The organism is Streptomyces sp. RLA131, assembly GCF_056270125.1.
Genome location: NZ_JBWDOQ010000002.1, coordinates 423,157 through 445,439, shown reverse-complemented (window position 1 = coordinate 445,439; position 22,283 = coordinate 423,157). Strand labels below are relative to the sequence as shown.

The window sequence follows — 22,283 nt, the reverse complement described above, 5'->3', positions numbered from 1 at the left end:
CCTGGCCGGTATGGAGTGCCACGGGGGGCTGATGGCCGGGCACCTCGCCACGGGACACCTCAGTTCACCTCGGCGGATCGTCGCCCGTAAGGCCGTCGACGGACTCGCGGATGAGGTCGGCGTGACCGACGTGGCGGGCGTACTCCTCAATGAGGTCCAGGAGAATGCGGCGGAGGTTGGGGTGTTCGCCGCTGCGGGTCGCATAGGCACCGAACTGGTCCAAGCCGCCCGCGCTGAGTGCTTGGTCAACGGTGGCACGGGAGCGGGCGACTGACTCCTGCCAGAGAGTGAGCAGTTGCTCGGGAGTGTCCTGTGCGGCGGAGAGGTAGTCCCAGTCGGGGACGGTGTCCCAGTCGACGGTGTTCCAGGGGGCGCCCACGGAAGAACCGAGCCACAGCCGCGCAAAGTGGCTGTCTTCCACGTGCGCCAGGTGCTTGAGCAGGCCGCCCAGAGTGATGGTGGATGCGCCGACTGTGGCTTGCAGGCCGGCCGCGTCCAGGCCGGAGCACTTCCAGGCCGGCGTTGCCCGCTGGCGTTCGAGGGCACCGAGGACGGCTGCTGCCTCGGTACCGGCGAGTGGAGGTTCGGGCCACGCCTGCGCAGTGATCTCAGTCATGGCCGCGGACCTTAGCGAACGGCTCCGACAGTGCCGGCCCGGCGAACTCCGCCCCGGCCAAGTCCGTGAACGATCCAAGCCGCTCATGTGCGGTGACCGGCAGGGCTGTTCGTACTACCGGGGGAGCCGTCGGCCGCTTTCGAGGGGACGCGCTTACGGAAATCCGGCACGTCGGGGATGACGTTCCCCGCCGTGTACGCCGACGAGGCGGGGTGCCGCCGGCCGTCAGCGCCCACTGCCGGTACCGGGCGGGAACGGACCGCCACCGAGCTGCGCCGGGCGCTGTCCGTGGACACCGCGCAGCCGCCGGAACTCACGATCTGGCGCAGGCCTGCCCGGACGAGCCGCTCGCCTGCACTCCCGCCGGGTTGCCGGGTTGCCGGGTCGGTGGTCAGGTGCGGTGCGGGACGCCAATCGGGCGGGCTTCGAGGTAGATCTGCGCGAAGGCCTCGACCTTGGCTTGCAGGATCCAGGGGTCGAAGGGTTTGACGAGGTAGTCCACCGCGCCGGCGGTGTAGCCGCGGATCTCGTACGCGGGATCGCGGTCCATCGCGGTGAGAAAGATGATCGGGATGTTGCGGGTGCGGGCCCGGCGCTTGATGCGTACGGCTGTCTCGTAGCCGTCCATGCCGGGCATCTGGACATCGAGCAGGATGACGGCGAAGGCCTCCTCGTGGAGCAGCGCCCTGAGTGCGGCCTGGCCGGAGTCCGCCGTCACGATCTCGTGGCCCAGTCCAGCCAGCACGGCCTCCAGAGCCATGAGATTGGAGGGCTTGTCATCGACCGCCAGGATCCGCGCGCGGGCCCGGCCCACGCCCACGCCCCCGCCGTCGCCGTCGGACGGAGCCGCCGCGACTCCATCGCCGTGTGCGGTGACGTCCGTCGGCAGCGAGGGAAGTGTCCCTTCCGCGACCGCGAGCTGCCGCTCCAGCAGGTCGCATCGTGACTCGGCCAGCATCACCCGAAGGCGCGTCTCCTCCAGCTCTCCTTCCAGCGCTCTCACCTGCGCTTCCAGGCGTTCGCGCTCGGCGAGCAGCTCTCCTACGCCGTGCGAGTCGGCCGTGAGGACGTCCGCGCGGTTGCCGTGTCCGGCCGACCACTGGGCTTTCAGCAGGTTCAGACGCACCTCCAGGTCGGCGATGAGGTGCTGCCGGTCCAGCAGCGCCTCGCCCAGGACGTCCTCCTGGACGGTGGCGCGGCGCGCTTCACGGTCAGCGTCGGCCAGTTGCCGCTCCAGAACCTCCATGCCGTGTGCCGGGGACACGGTGGCCTGGACCGCGCGGCGGTGGAGCTCGCGCACATGCTCCAAGGTGAGCGCGGTGGCCGGGGCGCCGTGGCCGGCGGCGAGGTCGCCGAAGAGGTCGACGACGAATTCCCAGGGCGGTACGCGGGCACCGCTGAGGTAGCGCGAGAGGGTCCCGGCGTCCCGGTAACGTCGGGCCGCGTAGCGGCGCACCGACACCTCCAGCCCGGCGAACAGGGTCCGCAGGGCCTGCGCGAACTCCCGGCAGTCGTCGTTCAAATCGTCGGCCAGCGGCCGTAATCCGCCCATCGGACCCTGATCTCCGCTTCTGGATGGTTGCATCGGCCCCCGGCGCTTGCCCGGGGGACCGGTGGACTCGTGACCGAGCATGCGGGCTCCTAGGGGTCGCTGGGACCGGTTCCGGCGATGAGGCGGTCGAAGAAGGGAACGGCCAGGCCGAACGCTCCGGCTCCGTAGAGAACACACTGGGCGGGCGGGCTGCCGCCCACCGCGGACAGCACTCCCGCGCCGATCCCGGTCACAAGCGCCAGGGTGAGCACGAGCGCGGCTCTGATGGACAACAACGGCCTGTGCACGGCCTGCCTCTCGCCGGCGACGACGCAACGCCGCACATGACTGCCGCGACTGGTCAGCCGCGGCAGTACCCACGATGCCGGGCGGCACCGCCGTTGCACCGCCGCAACGGCATCGCGGCAACAGGTCGGCAACACCCGCACATGCCCCGTGCCGTCCCTCCCGGCGGCGCCCACGACCCGACCCGCCCGGGGCAGTTCGGCGGTACGGCTGCACATGGGCATGGACAAGCTGATGCGCGGCCGGGCCACATCTACGCCGCACCGATGGCCGGGCTGGTGGCCGGGCCGCTGCCGGACGTGACAGCCCGCTTCATGAAGGCGCGAGGCCAACTCGGCCGTGCGCCCGCCGATCTGAGGTGGACGTCGCCGGGTGACTGCCTCCTCGCCGGCACGTCTCCGGGGGAGGACGTCACGTCACCAGGCCGGGGGCTCACAGGGGACCGCCGTCGCGGGGGAGTTCGGTGATCGGCTGGCGTGCGGGGGCGGGCAGGCCGAACTGCACACGGGCGGCATGAGCGGCGTCGGCGGCCTGGCGGAGGCCGTCGGGTCCCCAGTCGGACAACTCGGCGACCTGCGCGGGAGTGGCCAGGATCCTGGCGCTGGTCCGCACGTCGGGGGTGTCGGCCACGGGGCCGCAGGCGGTGATGCGGGTCGCCATCCGTACCCGCGCGCACGGGCCTGTGCCGGCGGAGCCCTCGCCGGTCGCGTCGTACAGGTAGCCGAGATGTACCGGGTCCGCGACGCTGATCCGGGCCGCCTCGTACGCCGTTGTGACGAGCGCGACCGCGGGGTCGCCCTGGCCGACGGGGCTTGCCTTCGCGCCGGGCAGGCTCGCGGCGCCGGTGTCCCGGTCGATCAGGACCAGGACCCGGCCGTCAGGAGCGAACAGCCAGCCCCGTGACTCGGCGATCCGCAGTCCCGGCGTCACGGGCTCGCCGTGCCAGGGCCACCGCTGGGGCTCGCGCGGGGTGCGCATAACCTGGAGTTCGTCCAGGAGAGTGGGCGCGGTGGGGTAGCCGCCCTCCAGCAGGGCGGCGCCGGTACCGTTGATCCTCGCCCGCAGCGCCGACAGGGCGCGGCGGGCGTCGCCGGGCTCCATGTAGCGTGGTAGCAGGGCCGGTTCGGTCCAGTGGACGCCGGTGACCTCCCGGCCGGGCAGCCGGATCGAGCCGACTTGGCCGACGGTCAGGGTGCCGCCGTCGAGCACATAGATGATCTCGCCGGGGAAACGCATCGCCGGGTCGAAGCCGACCGTGTCCCGGGACACCCAGTCGACGGCCAGGCCCTGCGGGTAGCTGCCCGCCAGAGCGAGTTCCTCGCGCATCTCACGGGTGGCGGCGGACAAGGGGGCTTCCCCGGCGTCGACGGCTCCGCCGGGGAGCAGCCGGACATCGCGGTAGTCGAGAGCTTCGAGCAGGACCCGCCCGTGTTCGTCGGTGAACAGGACGGAGACCCCGGTCCATAGCGCGGCGCGTGATGCTCCGTACTCGGCCTGGGACATGCGGGCGCCGGCGGGGGCGGGACGGTCGGACTCGGGGCGTGGTTCCATCGTTGATCTGCTCCCGCTCGAAAGGACGGTGGGGTGGGTCACTGCGGACCGGCTTGCGTGGGGGCCAGGGGGTAGCGGTGGACGGACGGCAGGCCGGTGAGGAGGTGCGGACGCCAGGCAGCCAGGACCTGCGCGGACGGGGTGAACAGCGGATCGGGGAGCCGCTCGGGGGCGAACCACCTCCACACGCGGAACAGGTGCGGCTCCGCCACCGACGCGGTTCCGCGGAAGGAGCAGACGTGGGCGGCCACGGTCAGCCGTGGGATGCCGTGGGAGGAGTCGAGGAGCACCGCGAGGATCCGCACCTCGTCGGCGTCCAGGGTCGTTTCCTCCCGCAGTTCGCGGACGGCCGTCGCCTCGAAGGACTCCGGGCCGCCATCGGATGTGCCGGCCGTCTTCCCTCCGGGGCATTCCCAGCAGCCCTCGGCGGTCTGGCCCAGCAGGACCTGCCCGTGCTCATTGGTGACGATCACGCTGACGCCGACCAGCGCGCGCGGGGTGGGCGTGCCCTTTTCCACAACCCGGAATGAGCTCGGATGCGGCTGCGGATGCCGCAGTGTGATGACGGCGAGTCCGTCGGCGTCGTACCGCGCGGCCTCTCGCCACCCGGCAGTCAGCCTGTCGATCGCGTTGTCGTCCAGGGCGATGTCCCGGCGGTCCTCGGGCACGTCCCGGTGCAGCGGGGTGATGACGCAGAGGGCGCCGCCCGGCCGCAACCGGTCGCGTACGCGGGCCAGGAACGGACCCCGGTCGACGACGAACGCGTACGACAGTCTGCAGATGACCAGGTCGTAGGTTGCATCAGGTAGCTGTGTCCAGTCGTCGGACTCCACGTCCATGCACACGAACGCCATGTTGCTGTTCACCGGTGCGGCGTCGGCGCACGCGGCGATGGCGCTGTCGGCGTAGTCGACGCCGGTGACCGCGTAGCCGAGGTCGGCGAGATAACGGGCGAGTTCGCCGGTGCCGCACCCGATCTCCAGCGCGGCCGCGCCCGGCCGCGGCGGCAGGTGCTCGGCGAGCAGGTCACGCTCGCTGTCGCCGAGCGGGCGGAAGCCTTTCCCCTGGGCGTAGTGGTCGTGCCACTGGTGACGATCGGTGTAGCCCACCGCGGTTGGTCTCCTTGTCGTCCGGTTCGGTTCGCGTTTGGCCGTGCGGATCAGGCTGCGGTGAGGGGGGCGGCGGGCGAGGAGCACAGTGAACGTGGCGTTCTCCACGAGCCCTTCGCCCTGGCGGGCGTGGCGGACGGCGGCGGCATCCTGGTTACGCGCCGACCGTCAAGGCGGGCTGCATCGGCGCGCCGCGCTTCATCGTGCCCGCGCCGGGTTCGCGTCGGCCTCTTCGAACAGCAGGCGTACGCCGATGGCATGGGTGTGGCGCTTCACCGGGGGCTCCTTAGCCAGCGCCGATCGGACGGATACTCGGACAACGCCGCTGATCAGTCCCGCGTAACGGGGGCGGAGGGGCGAAATCTCGCTTACATGTTCGGCACCACCCTCGGGTGCCGCCGGGACCGGGCTGGGAAGAATGGGCCGGGGTTTTCGATTTCACGATTGCGCCACCTGTCGCGACCTCCCATGCTCTGCGCACGTCCAGGGCCATCGGCGTCTGTCGGGGATGGCCGGGGGCTTCGTCGAAGACGCCCCAGGCGCCGGCGACCATGGGGGCACGCTGCGGCGTGCCCCCATGGGCTTGACCCGTGCGTGATGAGTGGTTGGCACCTGCCGGGCGGAGGGGCTTGAGTGTCCAGTAAGGGGAGACGTGAAGGTGGGGACATGAACGGCGACACGCTCTACTCGATCGGCGAACTCGCTCGGCGGACCGGTCTCACGGTCAAGACCATTCGGTTCTACTCCGATCGCGGGATCGTGGCGCCGACGAGCCGCAGCCCGGCCGGCTACCGCCTCTACGACATCGATGCCGTCGCACGCCTGGACCTCGTGCGGACCCTGCGCGAGCTGGGACTGGACCTTCCCACGGTCCGCAAGGTCGTGGACCGGGAGGTCTCGCTTCCCGAGGTCGCCGCGGCGCACGCCGACGCACTGGAGGTGCGGATCCGTGTCCTGCGCCTGCGGCGCGCGGTGCTGACGGCGGTGGCCGAGCGCGGGTTGACACCTGAGGAGATGGAACTCATGCACCAGCTGGCCCAGCTCTCCGAGGCCGACCGCCGACGTCTGATCGGCGATTTCCTCGACGCCGTCTTCGGTGGTCCTGGCGCCGCCCCCGCCTTCGCGGGGGTCATGCGCTCGATGACCCCCGAGCTGCCCGACAACCCCGAAGCAGAGCAAGTCCGGGCATGGGTGGAGTTGGCCGAACTGTCCCTGGACTCGGATTTCCGTGCCGAGGTGCGGCAGATGGTCCAGGACCAGGCAGCCGAGATGGCCCAGGGCGACATGATGGGCCCGCGTCGCGACATCGCCGCAGTCGTCCGTGACCAGGTCGGCCCGGCCCTGACCGCTGGCATCGACCCGGCCTCGCCCGAGGCCGATCCGATCGTCGCGGCGTTCACGGCGCACTACGCGGGCCTTCTTGGCCGCCCTGACGACATCGAGCTTCGCAGCCGGCTGTCGACTCGGCTGGAGAGCGTGAACAACCCTTGCAGGGAAAGGTACGTCCGGCTGCTCGCGGTGATCAACGGCTGGCCGCCGCCGGAGAGTCTGGCGCCGGTGCTCGACTGGTCCGTACAGGCCCTGCGCGTCCGGACACAGTGATGACGGGGCGGTCACGAGGCGGTCGGGGCCGGACACGGTCGGCGTGGGGTGAGAACACCGCCGCATATGATTCGCCGGTGAATACCCCCGTCGTCCTGCAGGTTGCCGCGACGCCGACCGTGCCTGCTCTCGTTCTTCGCCCCTGGCGCACGCAGGACGCAGCCGCATTGGTCGAGGTGTTCAGGGATCCCGGATTGCGCCGCTGGACGAGCCATGTCGTGGACAACGATGCTGACGGGGCACGGTGGGTGCAGGCCCAGCAGCGACACTGGGCAGCGGGGGACCGGTTCAGCTTCGCGGTCTTCGGGGCACAACCCGGCGGAGTTGGCCAGCAGTTGGTGGGCAACGTGGTCCTCAAGGAAGTCACCTCCGGCAGACCGGCGGCCGAGGTGGGCTGCTGGACCGCGGCGCACGCTCGCGGGAGGGGAGTGGCCCCCCGCGCTCTGGAGGCGCTCACCGGCTGGGCCTTCGAAACCTTCGGAGCCGACGGGCTGGAGCGTCTCGAACTCCTGCACCAGGTGGACAACCCGGCATCGTGCCGGGTCGCGCACAAGAGCCGGTACGACTTTGACAGCGTCCTGCCCGCGGCGCCGCCCTCCTTCCCCCGCGATGGCCACCTGCACCTACGGCGCGAGCGCACGAGCGCCTGAGATCCGCGCGCCCTCCGCGTATCGGCTGAGGCTGCTCCCGTCCTGAAGTTCGAACGGCACGCGGTGCGGCGACCCCGCAGCTTACGGGTCATCAGGGGTGCATGACGGTAATATGCGAGCAGATGGGACCAAATCGCTCTCTCGACTCGAACCGTGCCCCCCGCATCTCGCGGACCTGGGCGGCCGTGGCTGGGATCAGCCTGGCCCTGGCGGGATCCCTCGCCGTGGCCGGCACCTTGGGCGCCCGGCCGGGCCGCGTGGCCACCTTCGTAGGCGTTCTGGTGGGGGTGACCGGATTCCTGGGGTCGGTCAGCCAGCTCCTACGGGACAGGTTCGCGGGGGTATCCGCCCGGAAACGGGCCGCGCTCGCCGGCGGGATCGGCTGTCTGTTCGTCGGCGCCGTCCTTGTGCTGCTCCGCTTCCAGGCGCCACCCCCACCGCTGTACCGCCTCACCGGCCCTCAGGACGTGGCCGTGGTCGGCTTCAAGGACCAGGGTTCCGGCCAGGACGGGCGGGTATTGGACGACGTCTCCGCGACCTTCGCCCAGGACCTGCTCAAGGCCCTCCCGGCGGGCATGGCCGTACGCGACTACGCGAGGGAGTACGCGCTGCCGCTTGCCGAACTCCTGCACCGCGACCATCGCCACCTCGACACCAGGACCCGGAAGTTCGTCGGCCAGTCCAACGCGGCCATCCTCGTCGGCGGGATCGTCATGGGCGGACCGGCCGGGCAGACCACGGTCCGGCCGGCCGTCTACGTCCGCGCGGACCACGTGCCCGACGCCCCGGAGCTCGCCGGGTGGTACACCGGCGATCCGGTCGCCACCGTCGCGGGACTCGCCTCGGCCCACAGCCGGGCCGCCCTGGTGACCGACATGGTCGCGCAGGCCAAGGGCCTGGCCCTGTTCACCGACGCGCTGGACGCCTGGCACGACGGCGACGCCGCGCAGGCCGGACGCACCCTCGCACGACTGCTGCCCGGCGGCAGCGGGACGGTGGCCCTGGACGCCGGCAGCGGATTCGTCAGCCCCGACCTCGTACACCTGTTCCGGGGGCACGCGCTGGAACAGGCGGCTCTGGACGGGCAGGACGTCTCCCCTTCGACCCTGAACGCCGCCGGAGCCGAGTACCGGGCCATCCCCGTGGATTCGCCGATCGGGCTCCGGGCACAGCTCAGCCTGGCCGGAAACACCTATCTGCGGGCGCTGGGATCCAGCGGTTGCGATCCGGGCACCGCCCGGGGAGCAGACCTCGCCGCCGTCTCGTCGACCCTGCGGAGGCTGGCTGCCGACCCAGACTTCTCATCGCTCGGCCGGCTCAAGGCCACCGTCAACCTGGCCCAGGTGGAGTACTGCCGGGTCGCCGCCGAGCTCACCTCCGACGACGGCACCATCGGTCGGGCGGTGCGCCGGGTACGCGCCGCCCGACCAGGGGTCGGCGTCCCCGAGCTCCAGGCGATCGCCGCCTCCATCGCGGCCCAGCGAGAGGCGGACCGCGGCCGACTGGAGGCCGCCATTTCCGACATCAGACAGGCCCTTGCGCTGGAAGGGCACTTCGTCCGGCGGTTCATGTGGCAGGAATGGCTTGCCATCTGGGCACTGGAACGCTGCGACCTGACCACCGGCGCCCAAGGCCTGCGGGATTCGCTCGGCGACCTGCGCAACGCGGTACGCACCGGCGCCGCCGCCTGGAAGCAGTACGAGGCGTCCCGCAAGGACTTCGCCCAGCAGATGTCCGAGGCCCGCGCACGCTGCGGGCCAAGGAGCAGCCCCAAGTGAAGCCGAGGAAAGGAACCACGTCGTGAAGCGCCGACAACTGGCCGGATGGCTCACGTTGCTGTGTCTGGCCGCCGCAGGGTGCGCCCCCGGCGGCCAGGACGATGTACGGGCGACGGGTACCGCGTCGGCCGGCGCGAGCGCCGTCGCAGCGGACCTCGATCAGGCGCCAACCGACGGTACCCGGTCCGGCCGCCGCAGGGCGCCCCGCCGCAAGCTGCCGGGGCGGTTCAAGTTCATCGCGGCCGGTGACGGTGCCGCTCCCGACTGCGCGGCCGACCTGGCGTCCCTGCCGCCCGCCTTCGCCACCTCCCCGGCGGTCTGGATGAGCGACATCCGGGGACCGAGGAACCTGGTCTTCACCGGTGAGAGCGCGTTGTGCCTGCACGGCTTCGCGGCGGACCGTCCGGTCACCGTGACGGTCTCCGACGGCCGCCGCAGCTACAACACCACCGTCCAGCCCGCCGCGGGCCGGCTCACCGGCATCCGGTACGAACCCGCCGAGTCGCTCTTCAACGGAAAGCGGCTGAGGGTGTACGGCGTCGGCAGCGGCGTGATGCAGAGCGAGACGTGGGACTTCGTGCCGTCGTCCCTCCCGCGGGAGAACGTCGCGGCGGCGGGTCGCATCACGATCAGCGCGAAGCAGGCCGTCGGAAGTGCCTCGTACCGGCAGGCGGTCGGGGTGCCCGACAACCCGGAGCGGCAGGCGCTGCGCGGCGACAGCAGGCGCCGACTGGTCGTCGACGGCTTCCCCCGTGGCGAGACGGTCCCCATCGGGCTCTACCGCGTGAACGAGAAGACGCAGGACGCGACCCTTGTACGCCGGCTCGGCGTTGTGGTGATGCCCCGTTCGCGAACCGTCGTGTTCACTGTCCCGCGATCGCCCGCCGGCGCCAAGTACTGCGTCACCGTGCCCGTGCAGGTGCAGTACAACTGCCCGTCCTTCTGAACCCGTAGAGGCCCAGGGCCTGTTCGGCACCCGCGACCGCACCGGAATGATCGACCTCGACGGGTCGGCGATCGTGCGCGGGCAGGCCAACTTCCCAGCCGTCGCCGAAGGTTGGAAAAGACTGTGTGCCACGAACAAGAGGAGGGGCTCGATGTAGGAGAGCCGCTGCGATTGATGCTGTGCAGGAGATGAAGGATTTGGCCCTTCGGAGCCGCCCTGCGGGGGGAGGCTCCAAACCGCCACATGCTGCGGAAGCGGTGACGCGACCGTGGTGAGCGATGTGGAAAAGGCACTCTTTGAAGTGTCAGGTGGGGATTAGGAAGACGAGCGCGAGCGAATCACTGATGACGTGTCGTTATCCAACTCAAGTGGCATCAAAACCGGGGCGATGGCTTTTGCTCCGGGAGGAGTCTGGCGGGTTCCCGTTTATTGGCCAGGCGGTGTCCGGCATGGAGGTGACGTGAGCCTGATCTGCTGCTCTTGTACGGAACGTGGGAAGACATGCCTCGACACTGCAGCCCGGTGCGGGCGCGAGAGGGAGCACTCCAAGCGGTGACCACCGTGAGGATCCGAGTACCGTCGCGGGGCATGTCGGCGGACCGGCCCGTAGTAGTGCTGAAGCCCCTGTAATGGGGGTGGAGCGAAGGGGCCGGGTCACTCGTGACTGTGGGAGTTTGACCAACCGGAGGTTCTCCGGGAGGAGTCGAGGGACCAGTTGAAGTCGTCGGAGAAGTCGTTTGATATTTCGAAGTGGGAAGTCTGGGAGGCGTTCCAGGAGGTAAAGAGGAATCAGGGCGCGCCGGGAGTGGATGGGCAGTCCATTGCTGACTTTGAATCAGATCTTCGGGGCAACCTGTACAAGATCTGGAATCGGATGTCGTCAGGGGCTTACTTTCCCCCTCCGGTGCGAGCGGTGGAGATCCCGAAGCAGCATGGTGGCGGCACGAGAATGCTAGGTATTCCCACTGTCGCCGATCGCGTTGCTCAGACCGTGGTGGCCAGGCACCTCGGAGTCCGGGTGGAGCCTGCGTTCCACGAGGATTCCTATGGATACCGGCCACGTCGGTCGGCCCTGGATGCGGTGGAACGCTGCCGGGAACGGTGCTGGAGGAAAGACTGGGTGATCGATCTCGACATTCAGAAATTCTTCGACAGCGTCCGGTGGGACCTCATCGTCAAGGCCGTGGAGGCTCACACCGATGCCGTCTGGGTGATTTTGTATGTCAAGCGATGGCTCCAGGCGCCGCTTCAACTGCCCGACGGCACCTTGCAGAAGCGGAACCGGGGGACCCCGCAGGGGTCTGCCGTTTCGCCCGTGCTGGCGAACCTGTTCATGCACTACGCGTTCGACCTGTGGCTGGCCCGGGCCTTCCGGGATGTCCAGTTCGAACGGTATGCCGACGACGCGGTCGTGCACTGCGTCAGCGAGCGCCAGGCCCAACAGGTCCTGACGGCGCTCGGGAACAGGATGGAAGAGGTCGGGCTGCGGTTGCACCCCGACAAAACCAAGATCGTGTACTGCAAGGACGGGAACCGGCGCGGTGCCTACGAGCACACGTCGTTCACCTTCCTCGGGTTCACGTTCCAGGCCCGCAGGGCGCGGAACAGGAGAGGGAAGAACTTCACCAACTTCCTGCCCGCGATCAGCAAGGAGGCCCTGAAGAAGATCAGTGGGGAGGTCCGTTCCTGGCGGATCCACCTGCGGATCGGCCTCACCTTCGCCGAACTGGCCCGCAAAATCAACCCGATCGTCCGCGGGTGGATGCAGTACTACGGAGCGTTCTACCGCTCCGAACTGCTGCCCCTCCTACGGCGCATCAGCGCCTACCTGATGCGCTGGATCCGCAAGAAGTACAAGCGATTTCGGTCGTTCAAAGCAGCCCACAAGTGCTGGCAACGCATCACCAGCCGGCACCCCAGGCTCTTCGCCCACTGGGCTTGGACACCGTGTTTCTGGTGATCAGAGTGACAAGAGCGGAGTGACGGGAGACTGTCACGCTCCGTTCTGTGGGAGCCCGGGGGTGAGATCCCCCGGGCGACCCGACCAGGCATTCTGCGGTGCTCAACGCCGGACTGCGTTACGAGGGCCGGGAACCGTGCGGCTGCGGCCAGGAACCCAAGTTCCGCCCTCGTGCCCGGGCCCAGCTGCGCGCGCGTCGAATCGCAGCAGCCCGAACGGCACGGCCGCGCCCGGTCGAGGTCACCGCCTCCGTCGGCGTTGCGGCCCCGGACGCGATGCGATCGGTACCCGCGACCTGTCGCGGCTCCGGCGCGCGGCGACCCGGGGTGGGGGTCAGCGCTCCGGCAGGGTCTCCTGCAGCCAGTCGAAGACGACGTCGCAGTGCTGTCGCGGGGCCATGGGGGAGCAGTGGAGCTGTGCGCCGGTGGCCGCGGTGAGTTTCACGTAGTCCTTGGGGGACGTCAGCTTGTCGAACATCCGGCGCGGTTGTCCGGGATAGAACTGCTCGTCCTCGTAGTCAAGGACCAGGGTTGGCATCGTGATGCGGTCCACGACGCTCGTGATTGTCAGTGACTCGACGCGTTTGGCGGGGGTGTAGAAGTCGGTGAAGACTTTGCCGTCGCGGGCGGCGAGCATCGCCGCGATGGAGAAGGGCTCGAAGCGCTTCTTCATCGTCGCGGCAGCGGCGGCAGGTAGCTCGGGGACGACCTCCTTGTTCCAGATGCTGTTGGTCTTCACCTTGCTCGGGGTGAGGATCTCTCGGATCTCCGGCGGGAAGCCCAGCCAGGGTTCCAGGCATCCGGGCATCGCCACCAGGGCGGCGATCCGCTTCTCGAAGGCCGCGGCCCGCGGGGCCAGGTTGCCCGCCATGCTCAGCCCGGTCAGGGCGACCCTGTCGGCGTCCACGTCGGAACGGGCGACCAGCCAGTCGACGAGCGGCGTGACCACCGTCTCCCAGCGCGGTGTGAAGACCACGCGGTCCACGAAGAGCAACTGCCCCTGGCCCGGCCCGTCGTACACCAGGGCGTTCCAGTCGCGGTCCAGGGCGGCCGAGACGCCATAGGCCCACATGTCGACGTTCTGTCCGTCGCTGCCGTTCGTGAGGATCACGGTGGGGCGCTGCTTGCCGGAGTCGTCCGGGCGGAAGAACCACACCGGCAGCGGGGTCTTCCCGTACGGGACGTTCGCCGTCACCGGCGCCGGTTCGCACAGCTCACAGAACGTGTCCCAGGCACCACGCCCGGCCCTGTAGAGCGGCTCCTCGCTGTCGGGCTTGTCGGAGCCGAGGACGAAGAACAGAGCCTGGGCGTAGTACTGCGCCGCCCGCAGCGCGTGGAAGCGCCGGGTCTGCCGGTCGGGCTTGCTTCCCTCGGGAGCCCGCATCAGCTGATCGCCGAGCTTTGTGAAGGTCTCGACATACGTCTGCGCGGAGAGACCCGCCTTGTTGATCGTGTTCACGGCGGTGAGCACCTCGCCCACCTCGCTGCCGCCGAACCCTGCTCCACCGAGGGCCCACAGGCCGCCGAAGTTGAACGCCGGGTCGTGGAAGAGCGTCATCACCCCGGGCGTAGCGCCCCCGGCCGAGCCGGTGGCCGACGTCGTGGGCCTGGGCGCGGGCCCCTGCGCGGAGGTGCTGTTCGAGGAGGTGCAACCGGCAGCCAGCACGATCCCGGCCCCACCGGCGAGCCCCGCGAGCGCGGCGCGCCGGCTCAGATGGGATGCGTCCTGCCATTCGTGCGTCATGCCAGCTGACCTTAGGAGCCGCGTCACCCGTGCCTGCCCGCACGACACAGGTCGTTCCCCCGAACAGCCCGGAACATCCGGTCAGCGGCCCCGTGCCGCGACCCGGGTCCCCACCGGCATTCCTGGCCAGGGTGCGCCCGGCATCGGCCCGAGCGTCCGCCGGATCCTTTCGCCGCTCGGCCAGGGGAGCTGACAATTCTCTGGATACCGCGCGGAAACAGGGATTACGTAACAGGCCCCCTCCTACGACGCCGGGAGACCCAGTGCCACAGGACATCGACTTCGACCTCCCCGCCCCCGCGGGGATCAGCCCCGACCTCGACGCCGCACGCCGGCGCAACCTCGACTGGGTGAACCGCCTGGGCCTGGTCGGAGACGGGCGGTCCCTGGCCTGGTACACCTCCTGGGACATGCCGCGGCTGGCCGCCCTGGGTTTCCCCTATGCGCAAGGGCCGGCCCTGGACTTGTGCGCGGACGCGATGGCGTTGTTCTTCGTCTTCGACGACCAGTTCGACGGCTCCCTGGGTCAGGACCCGGCCCGGGCCGCGGCCGTGTGCCAGAAGATGATCGACATCGTCCACGGCGCCCTCCCCGTTCCCGGCGCGGACCCGTGCTCGCTGGCGTTCGCCGACATCTGGGCGCGCAGCAGCGACGGAGCACATCCCGGCTGGGTCACGCGGGCCGCACACGAATGGGAGTACTACTTCGCAGCCCAGGCCCACGAGGCGATAGGCCGGCTTCGTGGGACCCCGGCGGATATGGAGACCTACCTCCAGGTCCGGCGCGGCATCGCCGGTACCGACCTGCCGCTCTCCCTCGGCGAGAGGGCCGCCGGCATCACCGTCCCCGCGGCCGCCTTCCACAGCCCTCAGCTGCGGATCATGCGTCAGGCGGCCATCGATGTCACCTTCATGTGCAACGACGTCTACTCGTTGGAGAAGGAGGAAGCGCGCGGAGACATGGACAATCTCGTCCTGGTCCTCGAACACAGCCGCCGCCGCACCCGCGACGAAGCCATCACCGACACCCGCCGGGAAGTCCGCCGGCGCGTCGAACGATTCCAGGAACTCGCCCGCCAGGTACCCGCCTTGTGCGCACAGCTGGGGCTGACCGGCAGACAGACAGCCGACGTGGACACATACGTCGAGATCATGGGCGCGTGGATGAGCGGCTATCACGCCTGGCAGACCCAAACCCACCGATACACCGATGCACCCCACGTCCGCCCCCACACCGGACCCGGCTACTTCGACCGGATACTCGGGGCGTAACAGCCCTTGCGGGCGCGATCAGTTCCGGGCGTCAGCGGGTGCGGTACGGGGAAGCAACCGACCTCGCCGAAGAGGAAACGGACTCTGTGGCGATCGCTCGGAGAGTGGACCAGGACATTCACCGACCCCAGGCTCTGCGCCGCGATCGGCGGGAAGATCACCGAGACCGGCACCGACTCCTACCGCCCCGCGGCCACCCGGACCCGAGCCGAACAGCAAGCCGCCGCCCGCTGACGACGCCACGGTGAGGCCCGTCGGGGCCATCTCCTGCTCAGCTCCCGGCCATTGCCGACAGTGATGGCCCCGAGGCCGCTCTGCGCGGTTCCAGTTGTCCAGGACGCGCTTCAGGGTTGCCGGCGTTGCCGGGACGGTCTCCGGTCGGATCCGTAGATCCTCGAACGTCGGCTGACGTCCGGCCGGGCGGGCGGCTGCGTACGGTCAGACGGCGGGAACCGCCTGCGGATAGAGCACGCTCGGGTCGGCGGACAGGGCCGCCTTGAGCTGGACGGAGTCGTCGTCGGCGAGGATCTCCATCTTCCCGGCCTCGATGCCGTCGAGCGCTGCGCGCACGACGTCGGCGGGGTCGTTCTTCTCCACGTCCCATCCGGCCAACATGTCGGTGTCGGTGCTGGCCAGGTGCAGGCCTGTCACCGTGGTCCCCTGGCCCGCGAGTTCGAGGCGGACGCCGTTGGTGAGGCTCCACGCGGCCGCCTTCGCCGCGCTGTAGGCGTTGGCCCCGTCGTAGGCGAGCCAGGACATCGCCGACAGGACGTTGAGGATCGCCCCGCCGCCGTTGGCGGCCAGGACGGGGGAGAACGCCCGGACCACGTTGAGGGTGCCGAAGTAGTTGGTGTCCATCTCCAGCCGGATCTTCTCGGGGTCCCCGGTGACGAGGTTCTGCCGGGTGAAGACGCCGGCATTGTTGATCAAGAGGGTGACGTCCGAGGCCGCGCCGGCCGCGGCGGCGACCGAAGCCGGATCGGTGATGTCGAGCCGCAGTACCTCAACACCGGGGAGGTCGACGAGCTGGGGGGTGCGCGCGGTCGCGTAGACCTTGGTGGCGCCCCTCTGCAGGAGCTGCTGGGCGAAGTGCCGGCCGATGCCGCGGTTGGCGCCGGTGACGAGGGCGACGGAACCGGTGATCTTCATGGGGGCCTCCTGGCCGTGCTGGGATGATTCCTGTCCGGGCTGTTCACGGGCTACGCTAAAACCTGACGTTGACGTCAGAGGCAAGAGATGTGATCCGGTTCATAGAGGAGGCAGTGATGCGCATCGGCGAGCTGGCCGCCAGGGCGGGCGTGAGCGTGCGGGCACTGCGCTACTACGAAGAGCAGAACCTGCTGGCCTCGGTGCGCAGCCCCAGTGGCCAGCGGCAGTACCCGTACAGTGCGGTCGACCGCGTCGAGCTGATTCAGCAGCTGTACGCCGCGGGGCTGCCGAGCAGGGCGATCGTGGAACTGCTGCCGTGTGTCGATACCGGGGAGGTGACTCCGGCGCTGCTCGACCGGCTGTCGGCCGAACGAGGCCGCATCGATGCGCAGGTCAGCGCCCTGGTGGAAACCCGGGACCGGCTCGACGCCATCATCGCCACAGCTGCCACAGCTGCCACAGCTGCCACAGCCAGGAGCGTGGGCCGGCCCTGCCCTCGTTGAGCAGCGCGCCTTCCCAAGGCGTGCGGCAGTGCTTGTCCGCCCGACGCGGACGGACGCACGTCACTGGCCGTCACCAGCGTCCCTTGGTGGTGGGCCGTGCGTCCGGGGATGGGCCCTGTCGGCCCGAGCCGGTTCAGCAGCCGGTGGGCGCCGGTGGGCACCGGGCCCCGATCGGCGACCGTCCCGGGCAGGATCTGCCCGGCGAGCCGTGCCAGGGGCTCGCGCTCCGCGGCGGTGAGCCGCAGCGCCGTACCCCAGTGCGGCCAGCGCCTCCGAGGACGGATGCGGCGCGCGGGCCTGCTCCGGCCGTTCGAAGTAGCTGACCGACCTTCCAGCCAGTGCGGCCCTCCTCATGGCGCAGCCCGGGAGTGCGCCGGGCGCCCCGGCCCGGCGGGCGGGCGGCTGTGACCGGCACGGGGCGTCAGGGCAGGATGCCGGTGGACGTTCGCGGCAGTCGGCACCGGGCTGGTGCCGGGAGCGTCGCTGGCCGCCCCGGTCGGCGTCTTTCCCTTTCCGGGCTCGCAAACGGAGTGATGTCCGCAGGGTCGTGGTCATCGGCGGTGGTTACGCCGGAACGCTCGCGACCAACCGGCTGCACCAGTTCGTGGCCCGTACCGGCGGCGCCACGATTGACTACGGCACGCTGCTCGGCGAGGGCGCCCAGCCGGTCGTCGACAGCGCCGTGCAGCTGGCGTCGGGCCGCGCGCTGGACTACGACACTGCCGACGGTGCGGTGCGTCCGGGCGCACTGACCATCTGGGCGGCGGGTTTCGGCGTGCCGAAGCTGGCGGCGGCGAGCTGGCTGCGCACCGACACGCTCGGTCGGCTGCCCGTGCACGGTCTGTTTGGACCGCCGGTTGCCGAGGTGGTCGAAGTCCGCAAGCGGAGCGGCCGCTGCCCGGCGCGCGCGACGGCCAACGTCTCGTTGCCGGGGTATCAGCGGGGGCGTGTTGTCAGGCGTGGGAGTAGGCGCCTGTGTTGAGGTCGTCCAGGAGGGTGGGGCCGGTGGGTGTCCAGCCGAGGAGTTCCTGGGTGCGAGTACTGGAGGCGGGGACGTCGAGCCCGAAGAATCCGCCGATCCAGCCGAAGTGTGCTGGTGCGTTCTCGGCCGAGATGGAGGCGACGGGCAGGTCGAGCGCGTGGCCGATCGCCTCGGCGATCCGGCGTGTCGGAACTCCCTCCTCGGCGATCGCGTGCAGGAGCGAGCCAGCGGGTGCTTTCTCCAGTCCGAGGTGGACGAGGCGGGCAGCATCGGAGCGGTGTACCGCGGGCCACCGGTTCGCACCGTCGCCGACGTAGCCGGCAACGCCTTTCTCCCGCGCGATACCGACGAGAGTGGTCATGAGGCCGTTGTCGCCCGCGCCGTGCGTGGTCGGGGCGAACCGCACCCCGACCACGTGCACGCCTCGGGCGAGGTAGCCCAGTGCGAGGTTCTCGCCGCCGCCGCGAGGGGCGTCGGCGCCGTGGAACGGAGAGGCATCGTCTTCGGTGGCGGGACGACCACCGCCGACCGGGATGATGCCCGAGGCGAACAGGAACGGCCGACCCGAACCGTCGAGGGTGTCCCCGATTGCCTCGATCGCGGCTCGCTCGGCCCTGTTCGAGACGGCGGGGTTGTCGAAGTCGTGCTTGTTGGCGAGATGAATCACGGCGTCGGCGTCCGCGGCGCCCGCGCGGATGCCGTCGAGGTCGTCGAGGTCGCCGCGCCGGGCCCTGACACCCTTGGCTTCCAGAGCGGCGGCGGAGGTGTCGGAGCGGGCGAGGCCAACGACGTCGTGGCCGGCCGCGAGCAGCTCGTCGACGGTGGCGGAGCCGATCCAGCCGGATGCTCCGGTGACAAAAACGCGCATGAATGGATCTCCTTCTTGATGCCGGCCAACCGACACACCCGTAATGTCAGTCGCTGCCGTCACTCTAGTGCATGATGTCAGCCGCTGTCATCGATATGCTCTCGCCATGGCACGATGGGATCCAGGTGCGAGGCAGCGCCTGCAGATGGCGGCACTGGAGCTCTATGTCCGACAGGGCTTCGAGCAGACGACCGTCGACGAGATTGCCCGAAGCGTCGGCCTGACCGAACGCACGTTCTTCCGTCACTTCGCCGACAAGCGCGAAGTGCTGTTCGACGGACAGGACATGCTGCAACAGGCATTCCTGGACGGCGTGCGCGCGGCCCCGCCGTCCGCGTCGCCGCTGGAGATGGTCACCGCGGCCCTGGCGGCCTCGGCGGAGTTCTTCGCCGACGAACGACGGCCCTGGTCACGTCAGCGCCATGCGGTCATCACCGCGAACCGTGCCCTGCGGGAACGAGACCTGCTGAAGAAGGCATCGCTCGCGGCGGCGGTAGCCGATGCGTTGCGTACGCGCGGCGTCGCCGAGCGAGCGGCCGTTCTCGCGGCGGAAACCGGCGTGACGGTATTCAGTGTGGCTTTCGTCGAGTGGATCGCCGAGGACGAACAGAGATCATTCGCCGAGGTCGAGCGTGAGGTACTGAAAGAATTGAAAGCACTGGCAGCCTGAAGACGTGGAAGAGCCCCTGCGCATCCCACTGACATTGATCGGGCGCTCAACACCCACCTCTCGCCGTCAACCACCGGCCGGCCGCGCCGGGCAGCGAAACACCATCTCGCCGAAGGCCAGGGCGCGTAGTCCGGCAGTTGTCGAGGAGGGCGGCCGCTCCATTAAGGGGCGAGTCGACTGAGACGAGTATTGCCCAGGGTGTCCATCCGCGGTCATCGAGGTCCCGCTGGGCAGTTCGAGACAGAAGCTTTTGTGCCGGTTCCGTTCGGCGAGTCCCTGGATGGCGGCGCGAAGGGCGAGCCATATTCCTGGCCCGGCAGTCAACGCGATGACTGCATAGTCCGGGACGCTGCGGGCCATATGGTGCACATCCTGCGGCACGCAAGGGCTCTGCGCCAGCTTTGCGCAACTCCTCTTCCAAAGCTGCCACGTGGTCAGTTCCCCGCAGGAGCCGAAGGCAGATCCTCTGGGGCCCACCATCCCTGGGCGCGTGGAGGCTGACCCGACCGCCGGGCGGCGTGTGGCGGACGGCGTTGGATACGAGGTTGCCGGCGAAAGGAAGGCACCAAGGCCCTGGTCCAGGTGCTGCTCCTACCGGAGTGGTCCGCGCTCGTCGACGAACACGGTGGGCGCGGACAAGAACACGTCGGCGTTCACCGGGCCGTATGCGATGTTGAACGTGTCCATCCAGTACGTCCAGCCCCGAATACCCAGTGCGCTGCTGAACCGGTAGTTGAGCTGCCAGCGGACCCATTGGCCAGGTACGAGCCGGACAGCCGGTGGCCGCCGCTTCCGAGGCGGCAGGGCAAACATCGGTTGCACTCGCGGAAATACCCGCAGCCGATCATCTGCTTCACGCAGCTGGACATCGACCTTGCTCAAAACTTCCCGGCTGTCATGCGGCTCGAAGGCATGGCGCTCATGCATCCGGATCACATGCGCGAGGGGAGCCGCCTCATGCGGGAGAGCGAAGCCGACGGGGGTCGCGTTCCTACGAGCCGCAGCATCCCCGCCCCGGGATTCCTTCGTCCAGGTCGTCCGGATCCACTGGACGGTGATCTCCACAGCCGTTGCCCCTACCGCTTTGTCGAGGAGTCCACTCTACGGCCCTGCATCCTCCACGCCGGCACGAGAACTCGCACGCGCGCGCGCTGCGACAGCCGAACTGTTCATGCGCATGTACGGAGGCCGTTCGGTGCCGTGTCGTGCGGGCGGCACCGGACGGCGGGCGCTCAGGTGCCGATGTCGGGCTGGGGCCCGGAGTACTGCTTCAGAAGGGCCGGGACATCGCTCGCCGGGTCGAGGGTGTAGCTGTAGTAGCTGCCCGGGTCGAAAGTGGTTCCGTTGGTCTTCTGGTCACCCGTGCAGTTGACGACGACGCTGCCCGTCTGGGTCAGCGAGGCCGCCGTCGTGTCGATGGTGTACGGGTCGTTCACGTTCTCGTAGTAGCTGTTCTGGATGACCGTCTTCGACGAGCCGCGCGAGAGGTTGCCGTACGAGGTGATGTTCTGCAGGTAGTTGTTGTACAGGTGCGCGAGCGCGACGTTGTCGATGCTGGGGTTGCGCTGGTTGGTGTCGTGGATCCAGTTGTGGTGGATGGTCATGCGGGCGGTGACGTTGTCGGTCCAGCCGATACCGAAGGCCTTGTTGTCCTCGCCGAGGTTGTTCCAGGACACGGTGAGGTAGCTGGTGTCCTTGCGGCTGTCGATGAGCCCGTCGTTCATCCGCTCGATGGTGTTGTGGTCGATCCACACGTGGTCGGCGGTGTCCATCTGGATGCCGTCGTAGTCGTACACCTTGTCATCGGGGTCGTCGTCGGCCATCCGCGTGTCACGGATGGTCAGGTTGCGGATGATCACGTTGTGTACGCCGGTGCCCAGGTTGAGGCCGCCGTTGACGATCTCGCCCGTCGAGCCGACGCCGATGATGGTCTTGTCGGACGTCACCGGGACCTCGGTGCCGTAGGTGGGCACCGTGATGGCTCCTGAGACCCTGATGACGTAAGGAGCGGTGGCGGCCGCGTACTTCACCAGGTCGGCGTAGGCCGTGACGGTGACCGTGGTGCCCGCCGCGCCGCCGGTGGTGCCGCCCCCGGTGGCGGCGAACCCGTCCGCCGCGTTCGACCAGGTCCGGCCGCTCACCGGCTGGAACAGCCATTGTTTGTTGGTGTTGGCGGTGCAGGTTTCCTGGATGACGGGGTTGCCGGCGGTGGTGCTCGCGTTGAGGTCGCTGAGGCAGAGGCCGTTGCTGGCGCTGATGATCTGGTAGGTGCCGGTGCCCGATGCGGTGAAGTGCCAGAGTTGGTTGGTGCTGCCGACGCAGGTGTATTGCTGGAGTTGGATTCCGCTGGTGGTGCTGGAGTCGGGGACGTCGAGGCATTTGCCACTGCCCACGGACATCAGCTCGTAGGTGGAGGAGCCTCTGTCGATGGCTGTCCACTGCTGGTTGGACTGGGTGGAGTGGCAGTTCCACTGCTGGACCAGGGCCTTGTTGGCGGTGCCGGCGTCGACGACGTCGAGGCACATGCCGCTCTTGGTCACGGCCAGGGTGTAGGTGACGCCGCCGCTCGGGGCCGCGGCCTGCGCATGACCTGCGGAGACACCGATCACCAGGAGCGGCACCGCCAGTACCGACGCGATGGCCGTGTGAGCCCAGCGGCGTAATCGCCGTGCGGTCTTCGGGCGTTCGTATGTCGTTCTACGCATGCTGTTCCTTCCCGTCCCTACTTGTTGCGTACATGACACTGCGGGATACGTGATGCGGTGCCTCAGGTTTTGGAAGGTTTCACTGTCGCGGTCGCGCTGTCTGTCGTGGCGCTGGAAACGCGACTTCCGTTGTGTCCATGTTTCTCGTATATGACGTATGGAGTACGACGGCCATGAAGGTAGGAGCCCTCCAGGCATTCGTCAATGCCTCTTACAAAATCGAGTTACCTGGTCAACCAGCCGCGACGCGGTGAGGGCCCGGACCACTGACCATGGAGGCCGGCGGTGTCGGCGAGACGGGCAGCGGTCTGTCCGGCGGCCTGCGGGGTGGGACGCCGGCTGC

19 protein-coding genes and 1 pseudogene are annotated in these 22,283 nt (G+C 69.2%); 10 read left to right on the top strand and 10 right to left on the bottom strand.

The window, feature by feature from the left end:
* Positions 1-64: 64 nt before the first annotated feature.
* The 5 genes from RWE79_RS02715 to RWE79_RS02695 all read right to left on the bottom strand — a co-directional run bounded on the left by RWE79_RS02715 (position 65) and on the right by RWE79_RS02695 (position 5,113).
* On the bottom strand, positions 65-616 hold the full coding sequence (locus RWE79_RS02715; protein ID WP_475938367.1) for a mycothiol transferase: 552 nt from the start codon (positions 614-616) through the stop codon (positions 65-67).
* A 391-nt stretch (positions 617-1,007) separates the two neighbouring features.
* Positions 1,008-2,168, bottom strand: a complete 1,161-nt coding sequence (locus RWE79_RS02710; RefSeq protein WP_475938366.1) for a response regulator — start codon at positions 2,166-2,168, stop codon at positions 1,008-1,010.
* An 89-nt stretch (positions 2,169-2,257) separates the two neighbouring features.
* Entirely contained in the window at positions 2,258-2,440 is a 183-nt protein-coding gene (locus tag RWE79_RS02705) for a hypothetical protein (RefSeq protein WP_475938365.1), read from the bottom strand.
* 445 nt (positions 2,441-2,885) lie between these two features.
* Positions 2,886-4,004, bottom strand: coding sequence for an NUDIX domain-containing protein (locus RWE79_RS02700; RefSeq protein ID WP_475938364.1), 1,119 nt, complete (start codon positions 4,002-4,004; stop codon positions 2,886-2,888).
* A gap of 38 nt (positions 4,005-4,042) precedes the next feature.
* Entirely contained in the window at positions 4,043-5,113 is a 1,071-nt protein-coding gene (locus RWE79_RS02695; RefSeq protein ID WP_475938363.1) for a bifunctional class I SAM-dependent methyltransferase/NUDIX hydrolase, read from the bottom strand.
* A gap of 666 nt (positions 5,114-5,779) precedes the next feature.
* On the opposite strand from RWE79_RS02695, the gene RWE79_RS02690 reads away from it, so the two are divergent.
* The 5 genes from RWE79_RS02690 to ltrA all read left to right on the top strand — a co-directional run bounded on the left by RWE79_RS02690 (position 5,780) and on the right by ltrA (position 12,049).
* The gene (locus tag RWE79_RS02690) at positions 5,780-6,715 is read left to right on the top strand and encodes a MerR family transcriptional regulator (protein ID WP_475938362.1); all 936 of its coding nucleotides are present in this window, start codon (positions 5,780-5,782) and stop codon (positions 6,713-6,715) included.
* 77 nt (positions 6,716-6,792) lie between these two features.
* Positions 6,793-7,365 carry a GNAT family N-acetyltransferase gene (locus tag RWE79_RS02685; protein WP_475938361.1) on the top strand — a complete coding sequence of 191 codons (573 nt, stop codon included), beginning with the start codon at positions 6,793-6,795 and terminating at the stop codon, positions 7,363-7,365.
* A gap of 185 nt (positions 7,366-7,550) precedes the next feature.
* On the top strand, positions 7,551-9,143 hold the full coding sequence (locus RWE79_RS02680; RefSeq protein WP_475938360.1) for a hypothetical protein: 1,593 nt from the start codon (positions 7,551-7,553) through the stop codon (positions 9,141-9,143).
* A 22-nt stretch (positions 9,144-9,165) separates the two neighbouring features.
* Positions 9,166-10,089 carry a hypothetical protein gene (locus tag RWE79_RS02675; protein ID WP_475938359.1) on the top strand — a complete coding sequence of 308 codons (924 nt, stop codon included), beginning with the start codon at positions 9,166-9,168 and terminating at the stop codon, positions 10,087-10,089.
* A gap of 715 nt (positions 10,090-10,804) precedes the next feature.
* On the top strand, positions 10,805-12,049 hold the full coding sequence (gene ltrA / locus RWE79_RS02670; RefSeq protein ID WP_475938358.1) for a group II intron reverse transcriptase/maturase: 1,245 nt from the start codon (positions 10,805-10,807) through the stop codon (positions 12,047-12,049).
* A 333-nt stretch (positions 12,050-12,382) separates the two neighbouring features.
* Here ltrA and RWE79_RS02665 read toward each other — a convergent pair whose 3' ends face one another.
* Positions 12,383-13,792 (bottom strand): alpha/beta hydrolase family protein, encoded by a 1,410-nt coding sequence (locus tag RWE79_RS02665; RefSeq protein ID WP_475938357.1) that lies wholly within the window; start codon positions 13,790-13,792, stop codon positions 12,383-12,385.
* 263 nt (positions 13,793-14,055) lie between these two features.
* Between RWE79_RS02665 and RWE79_RS02660 the strand changes: the two genes are divergently transcribed.
* Positions 14,056-15,063, top strand: coding sequence for a terpene synthase family protein (locus tag RWE79_RS02660; protein ID WP_475938356.1), 1,008 nt, complete (start codon positions 14,056-14,058; stop codon positions 15,061-15,063).
* A gap of 93 nt (positions 15,064-15,156) precedes the next feature.
* Positions 15,157-15,297: pseudogene (locus RWE79_RS02655) on the top strand (IS21-like element helper ATPase IstB); the annotation flags it as partial.
* A 204-nt stretch (positions 15,298-15,501) separates the two neighbouring features.
* Here RWE79_RS02655 and RWE79_RS02650 read toward each other — a convergent pair.
* On the bottom strand, positions 15,502-16,212 hold the full coding sequence (locus tag RWE79_RS02650; RefSeq protein ID WP_475938355.1) for an SDR family oxidoreductase: 711 nt from the start codon (positions 16,210-16,212) through the stop codon (positions 15,502-15,504).
* A gap of 116 nt (positions 16,213-16,328) precedes the next feature.
* On the opposite strand from RWE79_RS02650, the gene RWE79_RS02645 reads away from it, so the two are divergent.
* Positions 16,329-16,715 carry a MerR family transcriptional regulator gene (locus RWE79_RS02645; protein ID WP_475938354.1) on the top strand — a complete coding sequence of 129 codons (387 nt, stop codon included), beginning with the start codon at positions 16,329-16,331 and terminating at the stop codon, positions 16,713-16,715.
* A 547-nt stretch (positions 16,716-17,262) separates the two neighbouring features.
* Positions 17,263-17,697, top strand: coding sequence for a hypothetical protein (locus RWE79_RS02640; RefSeq protein WP_475938353.1), 435 nt, complete (start codon positions 17,263-17,265; stop codon positions 17,695-17,697).
* Here RWE79_RS02640 and RWE79_RS02635 read toward each other — a convergent pair.
* Positions 17,669-18,565: an SDR family oxidoreductase gene (locus RWE79_RS02635; RefSeq protein WP_475938352.1), complete on the bottom strand. Its 897-nt coding sequence runs from the start codon at positions 18,563-18,565 to the stop codon at positions 17,669-17,671. The genes RWE79_RS02640 and RWE79_RS02635 overlap by 29 nt on opposite strands.
* A 106-nt stretch (positions 18,566-18,671) precedes the next feature.
* On the opposite strand from RWE79_RS02635, the gene RWE79_RS02630 reads away from it, so the two are divergent.
* Positions 18,672-19,235, top strand: coding sequence for a TetR/AcrR family transcriptional regulator (locus RWE79_RS02630; protein ID WP_475938351.1), 564 nt, complete (start codon positions 18,672-18,674; stop codon positions 19,233-19,235).
* 591 nt (positions 19,236-19,826) lie between these two features.
* Here the strand turns inward: RWE79_RS02630 and RWE79_RS02625 are convergent.
* Both RWE79_RS02625 and RWE79_RS02620 read right to left on the bottom strand, forming a co-directional pair.
* Positions 19,827-20,300, bottom strand: coding sequence for a hypothetical protein (locus RWE79_RS02625; protein WP_475938350.1), 474 nt, complete (start codon positions 20,298-20,300; stop codon positions 19,827-19,829).
* 167 nt (positions 20,301-20,467) lie between these two features.
* Positions 20,468-21,940 (bottom strand): RICIN domain-containing protein, encoded by a 1,473-nt coding sequence (locus RWE79_RS02620; protein WP_475938349.1) that lies wholly within the window; start codon positions 21,938-21,940, stop codon positions 20,468-20,470.
* Positions 21,941-22,283 lie beyond the last annotated feature (343 nt).

Coding starts and splice junctions, on each gene's coding strand:
- RWE79_RS02715 (WP_475938367.1), bottom strand. CDS start 616: ATGACTGAGATCACTGCGCAGGCGTGGCCCGAACCTCCACTCGCCGGT.
- RWE79_RS02710 (WP_475938366.1), bottom strand. CDS start 2,168: ATGGGCGGATTACGGCCGCTGGCCGACGATTTGAACGACGACTGCCGG.
- RWE79_RS02700 (WP_475938364.1), bottom strand. CDS start 4,004: ATGGAACCACGCCCCGAGTCCGACCGTCCCGCCCCCGCCGGCGCCCGC.
- RWE79_RS02690 (WP_475938362.1), top strand. CDS start 5,780: ATGAACGGCGACACGCTCTACTCGATCGGCGAACTCGCTCGGCGGACC.
- RWE79_RS02665 (WP_475938357.1), bottom strand. CDS start 13,792: ATGACGCACGAATGGCAGGACGCATCCCATCTGAGCCGGCGCGCCGCG.
- RWE79_RS02650 (WP_475938355.1), bottom strand. CDS start 16,212: ATGAAGATCACCGGTTCCGTCGCCCTCGTCACCGGCGCCAACCGCGGC.
- RWE79_RS02645 (WP_475938354.1), top strand. CDS start 16,329: ATGCGCATCGGCGAGCTGGCCGCCAGGGCGGGCGTGAGCGTGCGGGCA.
- RWE79_RS02635 (WP_475938352.1), bottom strand. CDS start 18,565: ATGCGCGTTTTTGTCACCGGAGCATCCGGCTGGATCGGCTCCGCCACC.
- RWE79_RS02630 (WP_475938351.1), top strand. CDS start 18,672: ATGGCACGATGGGATCCAGGTGCGAGGCAGCGCCTGCAGATGGCGGCA.
- RWE79_RS02620 (WP_475938349.1), bottom strand. CDS start 21,940: ATGCGTAGAACGACATACGAACGCCCGAAGACCGCACGGCGATTACGC.